The sequence below is a fragment of the Hydrogenophaga sp. genome, assembly GCF_041633695.1.
In the GTDB taxonomy this organism is placed as follows: Bacteria; Pseudomonadota; Gammaproteobacteria; order Burkholderiales; family Burkholderiaceae_C; genus Hydrogenophaga.
Window position 1 is genome coordinate 1 of record NZ_JBFJMY010000237.1, and the last position, 6,530, is coordinate 6,530.

Here is a 6,530-nt window from a genome sequence, read left to right on the forward strand (position 1 = left end):
CGCCAGGCGCTGGCGCTGCCCGCCAGAGAGTTCGGCCGCGTTGTGCCCCACCGTGGTGTGGATGCCTTGTGGCAAACGGGTGATGAGCTCGCCCAGATTGGCCGACAGCAGGGCCGCCGTTACCCGCGCCTCGTCCAGCGCCGGCCCGGCTTCGCCCAGGGCCACGTTGGCGGCCAGGCTGTCGTTGAGCATGACCACGTCCTGGCTGACCATGGCGAACTGGCGCCGCAAGCTGGTCAGATCCCATTCGGGCAAGGCCACACCGTCGAGCATGACCTCGCCGCGCTCGACTTCCACGAACCGGGGCAACAGATTGGCCAGCGTGGTTTTGCCCGATCCGGACGGGCCAACAAAAGCCACCACTTCACCGGGGTGGATGTCCAGATCGATGCCGCGCAAGGCGGCGTGCCGCTCGGCCTCTGCCGTGTCCTGGGGCGATCCGTCGCGCGACGGGTAGCGCACCCAGACCTGGCGCAAGCTCAGGGCGCCAGACACCCGCTCGGCCTGGTGTGTGCCACCGGTCTGGGCCGGGGTGTTGTCGATCAGGTCGAGTCCGCGTTCCAGCGCGGTCAAACCCCGGGTGATGGGCCCGGCGATTTCGGCCAAGTGGCGGATCGGCGTGATCAGCATCAGCATCGCGGTCACGAAAGCCACGAAGTTGCCCACGCTCACCCCGCTGCTGGTGCTTTGCCAGAGCGCCACCGCGATCACCGCCGACAGGGCGGCTGCGGCCAGCAACTGGGTCAGCGGCGTCATGGCGGCCTGGGCCACGGTGGATTTCATGGCCAGCCGGCGCAGGGTCACGCTGAGCACATCAAAACGCTGGGTCTGGCGTGCTTGCGCGCCATGCAGGCGCACCATGCGGTGTGCCAGCGCGTTTTCTTCCACCACATAGGCCAGCTCGTCGGTCGCTTGTTGGGTGGACTTGGTGATCTGGTACAAGCGGCGCGAGAGCACCCGCATGATCAGGATCAGCCCCGGGAACAGCAGCAGCACGATCAGCGTGAGTTTCCAGTTGAGGTACAGCAGGTAGCCCAGCAGCGCGACCAGGGTGAGGCTGTCCTTGGTCAGGGTCAGCAAGGCACCGACCAGCACCGTGGACCCGGTCTGCACTTCGTAGACCAGGGTATTGGACAGCTTGCTCGCGCTCTGGCGCACGAACAGCGTCATTTGCGCGTCGTTCAGCTTCACGAACATGGCCCGGCGCATGTTCAACATGCCCCGGCTGGCGGTGTACGACAGCGCGTATTGCGCCACGAAGCCGGCCAGGCCCCGGACGCCAAACAGACCCATGAGCGAGACCGGCACCATCCACAGATCGATGTCCTTCTGGCCAAAGCCGCGGTCGAGCAGAGTCTTGAGCAGAGCCGGTATCAGGGGTTCGGTCAGGGCGCCCACCAGGGTGCCCACCGCGGCCAGCAGCATGCCCATGCGGGCCGAACTGAAATAGGGCCACAGCCGTCGCAGGCGCTGCGCGACGGTGCTGGTCGGTGTGGGAGAGGGAGGGCTGGCGCTCAAGTGCGGGTCGGTGGAAGTGGGGACAGGAGAGAAGATGCACGGCTGCGGAACAAACGGGCGACGAGGGCGCTCGAACCGCGCAGCCACACATCTTGTCACGGGTGTGAATTTTCGGTCCGTTATTATCGGTTGCGTTGGTGGTACGAACGTTTGCCCATTGAAAAGCCGTTGCCATCACGATCGACCAAGACACAAAGGAAGCAGGATTTGAGCCGCAATCACCCGTTGAACCCGACCCGCCGCCAAACCTTGCTGGGCTTGGCAAGCAGCTTGCCCTGGATGTTTTTGCACGTGCCGCAGGCCCATGCGCAGTTTCGGGTGGAGGTGTCGGGCGTGGGTTTGACCCAGTTCCCGTTTTCTGCCGTTGCGTTCAAAGGCAACGAAGGCGCGGGCCAAGACATCGCGGCGATTGTGCGGGCCGACCTCGAGCGCAGCGGCCAGTTCCGTTTTGTCGATCCATTGGTCAAAGGCCTGGACGAAAACTCGCGCCCCGAACTCAGTTCCTTGCGCGAAAAGGGCGCCGATTCGCTGGTCGTGGGCAGCGTCATCAAGCTGGCCGACGGACGCTTCGATGTGCGTGTTCGTCTGTGGGACGTGGTCAAGGGGCAGGATCTGTTGGGCTTGAGCTTTCCGGTCGCGGCGGCGGATTTGCGGCAGGCTGCGCACCGTGTAGCCGATCAGGTCTACGAAAAGCTCACCGGCGAGAAAGGCGTGTTCTCCACCCGCATCGCTTACGTGACCAAATCCAGCCGCGGGCACAGCCTGTGGGTGGCCGATGCCGATGGCGAGAACGCGCGCGCCGCCTTGTCCAGCCCCGAACCCATCATCTCGCCCAGCTGGTCGCCCAATGGCGCCCAGATCGCATATGTGTCTTTCGAGGCGCGCAAGCCGGTGATTTACACCCACGACGTGGCAACCGGCAAACGCCGCCTGCTGGCGAACTACAAGGGCTCAAACAGCGCCCCCACCTGGTCGCCCGATGGCCGCCAACTGGTGGCCACCTTGTCGATCTCGGGCAATGCGCAGCTGTATGCCTTGGACGCGAATGGCGGTGAGCCGCGCCGTCTGAGCCAATCCAGCAGCATCGACACCGAACCCGTGTTCAGCGAAGACGGAAAATCGCTGTTTTTCGTGAGCGACCGTGGCGGCTCGCCTCAGATTTACCGCATGGGCGCACAAGGGGGTGACGCCAAGCGCATCACCTTCAACGGTAGCTACAACATTTCACCCGCCCCGAGCCCGGACGGGCGCTGGTTGGCGTTCATTTCGCGCGTCAATGGCGAGTTCCGGCTCCACGTGATGGAATTGGCCAGCGGCACCGTGACCGCGCTCACGAGCACCAGCGCCGACGAGAGCCCGAGTTTTTCCCCCAACAGCCGTCTGATCATTTACGCTACCCGTGAGAAGGGGCAAGAGGCGTTGATGACCACCACCGTCGATGGCCGCATCAAGACGCGGCTGGCCGGTGCCCAGGGCGACATCCGCGAGCCCGAATGGGGCCCGTTCTCGCGCTGAAACAGCGCACCTTCGGGGTTGACCACAAGTACAACCCCCCTCTCATCCCATACGCAAAGGAATTCGCATGACCCAAGACGCCAAGACGATGATCGCAGCCCAGAACCCGACCACACCGGGTGTTTCCCGTGCTCGCTCCTGGAGCTCCCGCCTGGCGGTGCTGGTAGTGGCCGCAACCCTGGCGGCATGCAGCTCGGGCGTGAAGCTCGACGACGTGCCGGTGGAAAACCGCAGCGCCACCGCCGTGAGTCCCGGTAGTGCCGGTGGCCAGAGCGCAGGTGTCGATCAACAAGGCGTTGCCGGCGTGCAAGTGGGCGGCAACGATGCCATGCAGCCCGAGAACATGGAACGGGTCGTGTACTTCGACTACGACAGCTTTGAAGTGCGCGCCGAGTTCGCCCCCACGCTGGAGGCGCACGCGCGCTATTTGAAAATCCATACGGGCAAGCGCGTGGCACTGGAAGGCCATACCGACGATCGAGGTGGGCGCGAGTACAACCTGGCGCTGGGGCAAAAGCGGGGTGAGGCGGTGCGCCGCGCACTGGCTTTGCTGGGTGTGAGCGATGCCCAGATGGAGGCGGTGAGCTTTGGTGAAGAAAAGCCCGCCGTGACAGGTGCCAGCGAAGCGGCGTATGCCAAGAACCGCCGTGTGGAACTGACCTACCGTTGAATCCATGGCCAACTCCATCTCTCTGAACAACAAGCCGGCTGGATGTTCGATGCGCTGGATCGGCGCCAGCGCGCTGGCCTTGGCCGCGCTCTGGCCCATGCATGCGCACGCATTGTTTGGCGATGACGAGGCGCGCAAGGCCATCATCGAGCTGCGGCAGAAAGTCGATGCGAATCGGCAGGCCTCGGAGGCCGCCGATCAGGAGGCCCGTGACGCCGGCGCTGCCGACCGCCGCAGCTTGCTGGATTTGTCCAACCAGATCGAGCAGCTGCGCGCAGAGATTGCGCGCCTGCGTGGCCTGAACGAACAGCTCGCACGCGAAGTGTCCGAACTGCAGCGCCAGCAAAAGGACGTGCAAAGCGGCATCAATGAGCGGCTCAAACAGGTGGAGCCGACCAAGGTCGTGCTCGATGGCGCCGAGTTCTTGGCGACACCGGCGGAGAAAAAAGACTTTGAGGGCGCGATGGAAGTGTTGCGGCGGTCGGAGTTCGAGGCCGCAGCGCAGGCGTTCACCAGCTTTGTGCGCCGTTATCCGGACAGTGGCTACACCGCTTCGGCCCTGTACTGGCTGGGCAACGCCCAATACGCCAGCCGCGCCTACAAGGATGCGATAGAGAGCCACAAGCGGCTGGTGAGCCAGTTTCCCCAGCACCTGCGCACGCCCGAAGCCATGCTGGCCATGGCGAACAGCCAGGTCGAAGTCAAAGACAGCAAAGGCGCACGCCGCACGCTGGACGATCTGGTCAAGCTGCACCCGCAGTCCGAAGCCGCTGCCGCTGCCAGGGAACGCCTCGCCCGCTTGCGCTGATCACGGAGCAGGCCTCGCGCAGGCCCTTGGCCTTGCGCGGGCCGGGCTGGTGCCTAGCTTCTACAATCGGCGACCATGAACATCGCCGAACTTCAGCAATTACAAACATGGGTCCTGTGGGCCGCTTTTGCGGCCTCGGCGGTGTTTGGCTTCATCGCCCAGCGCACCCATTTCTGCACCATGGGCGCGATCAGTGACATTGTGAACATGGGCGACTGGACCCGCATGCGCATGTGGGTCATGGCGGCGGGCGTGGCCATGATCGGCTTTTACGCCATGGCGTGGGGGGGCTGGATCGATCCGGGAAAATCCATCTACACCTCGGGCCGCATCGTCTGGCTCTCCGCCTTGGTCGGGGGCGCCGTGTTTGGCTTTGGCATGGTATTGGCGTCGGGTTGCGGCAACAAGACCCTGGTGCGCATCGGCGCGGGCAGTTTGAAATCCTTGGTGGTCTTTGTGGTGATGGGCTTCGCCGCCTTGGCCACCTTACGCGGCGTGCTGGCCGTGTGGCGCGTCAACACCCTGGATCAGGTCGCGTTTGACATTCCCATGGGTGCGGCCATGCCGGTCTGGGTTTCGCATGCCTCGGGATTTTCGGCGGGCTCCACAGGCTTGGTGATGGCCTTGCTGATCGGAGGCGCCATGGTGATCTGGGCATTGCTGGGCGAGGACTTTCGCCGCACCGACAACCTGCTCGCCGGTCTCGGGCTGGGGTTGGTGGTGGTGGCCATGTGGTGGATCAGCGGGCGGCTCGGTTTTGTGGCCGAACACCCCGAGACGCTGGAATCGGTCTATCTGGCCACCAACAGCGGCCGCATGGAAGCGCTCAGCTTCACGGCACCCTTGGCCTACACCATGGACTGGGTGGTCTATTACAGCGATACCTCCAAGCTGCTCTCGATCGGGGTGGTCGCGGTGTTCGGTGTGGTGTTCGGTTCGTTCGTGTGTGCGTTGATCGACCGCAGCTTTCGCTGGGAGGGCTTTCAGGGCACGCGCGACACCGCCTTGCATCTGGGTGGTGCCGTGTGCATGGGGGCAGGCGGCGTTACCGCGCTCGGCTGCACCATCGGGCAAGGCATGTCGGGGCTGTCCACCTTGAGCCTGACGAGTGTGATCGCGGTCACCGGCATCGTCCTGGGTGCTCTGGTGGGTTTCCGTTTTCAGATCGCTTTGCTTGAGCGCGAATGAGCTTGTGAGACCCCGCCTGAACACCCCAAGGGCATTGGCATGAGCCCGGATTTTGAACGCCGGTTTGGCGGTTTGCGCCGCTTGTATGGGGTGGCGGGGGCGGAGCGCATTTTCCGTGCTCATGTGGTGGTGGTGGGCATTGGCGGCGTGGGCTCCTGGGCCGCAGAGGCGCTGGCGCGCAGTGGCGTGGCCGAGCTGACCCTGATCGATCTGGACCACGTCTCGGAGTCCAACATCAACCGCCAGATCCACGCGCTGGAGCCCACCCTGGGGCAGTCCAAAGGCTTGGCCATGCGCGAGCGCATTGCGCTGATACACCCCGCGTGCCGGGTGCATGTGATCGAAGACTTCGTCACACCCGACAACTGGCCGCAGATGATGGCGCAAGTCCATGCCATGGACGAGCAGATCGGCCCAGTGTCCGCACTGATAGACGCCTGTGACCAGGTGCGCGCCAAAACCGTGCTCATGGCTTGGTCGGTGGGCTTGGGTGTGCCCGCGATTGCGGTGGGCGCAGCCGGGGGAAAGCAGCGTGCACAGGACGTGGAAATCGGTGACCTGGCCGCCGTCACGCACGACCCTCTTCTGGCGCAGTTGCGCTACCGCTTGCGCAAACACCATGGGCTCTCGCGCAACGGTGCGATGGGCGTGCATTGTGTGTTCAGCCGGGAATCGGTCGCGCCGCCCGACGCATCGTGCGAGATCGACGCAGGTGATGGTTCCTTGAACTGCCACGGCTACGGGTCCGTGGTCAGCGTGACCGCAAGCTTTGGCATGTGCGCCGCTGGCTGGGTGATGAATGCGCTGGCGGGCAAGCCAGAGAGCACAAAA

General features: G+C 64.3%; 6 protein-coding genes. 5 read left to right on the top strand and 1 reads right to left on the bottom strand.

Annotated elements, in window-relative coordinates; translation table 11 throughout:
• Positions 1-1,431 (bottom strand): ABC transporter transmembrane domain-containing protein (locus tag ABYB95_RS14515; RefSeq protein ID WP_372659285.1); only part of this gene is annotated, 1,431 nt, incomplete at its 3' end.
• A gap of 366 nt (positions 1,432-1,797) precedes the next feature.
• Here ABYB95_RS14515 and tolB point away from each other — a divergent pair.
• The 5 genes from tolB to ABYB95_RS14540 form a co-directional block, all read left to right on the top strand.
• Positions 1,798-3,033, top strand: coding sequence for a Tol-Pal system beta propeller repeat protein TolB (gene tolB / locus ABYB95_RS14520; RefSeq protein WP_372659286.1), 1,236 nt, complete (start codon positions 1,798-1,800; stop codon positions 3,031-3,033).
• A gap of 67 nt (positions 3,034-3,100) precedes the next feature.
• Positions 3,101-3,703, top strand: coding sequence for a peptidoglycan-associated lipoprotein Pal (gene pal / locus ABYB95_RS14525; protein WP_372659280.1), 603 nt, complete (start codon positions 3,101-3,103; stop codon positions 3,701-3,703).
• Positions 3,704-3,707: 4 nt separating this feature from the next.
• Complete coding sequence (gene ybgF, locus ABYB95_RS14530) at positions 3,708-4,511, top strand: tol-pal system protein YbgF (RefSeq protein WP_372659281.1); 804 nt, start codon at positions 3,708-3,710, stop codon at positions 4,509-4,511.
• 75 nt (positions 4,512-4,586) lie between these two features.
• Positions 4,587-5,699 carry a YeeE/YedE family protein gene (locus ABYB95_RS14535; RefSeq protein ID WP_372659282.1) on the top strand — a complete coding sequence of 371 codons (1,113 nt, stop codon included), beginning with the start codon at positions 4,587-4,589 and terminating at the stop codon, positions 5,697-5,699.
• Between the two features lie 39 nt (positions 5,700-5,738).
• Positions 5,739-6,530: ThiF family adenylyltransferase (locus ABYB95_RS14540; protein ID WP_372659283.1), on the top strand; the 792-nt coding region annotated here is incomplete at its 3' end.

Coding starts and splice junctions, on each gene's coding strand:
- ybgF (WP_372659281.1), top strand. CDS start 3,708: ATGGCCAACTCCATCTCTCTGAACAACAAGCCGGCTGGATGTTCGATG.
- ABYB95_RS14535 (WP_372659282.1), top strand. CDS start 4,587: ATGAACATCGCCGAACTTCAGCAATTACAAACATGGGTCCTGTGGGCC.
- pal (WP_372659280.1), top strand. CDS start 3,101: ATGACCCAAGACGCCAAGACGATGATCGCAGCCCAGAACCCGACCACA.
- tolB (WP_372659286.1), top strand. CDS start 1,798: ATGTTTTTGCACGTGCCGCAGGCCCATGCGCAGTTTCGGGTGGAGGTG.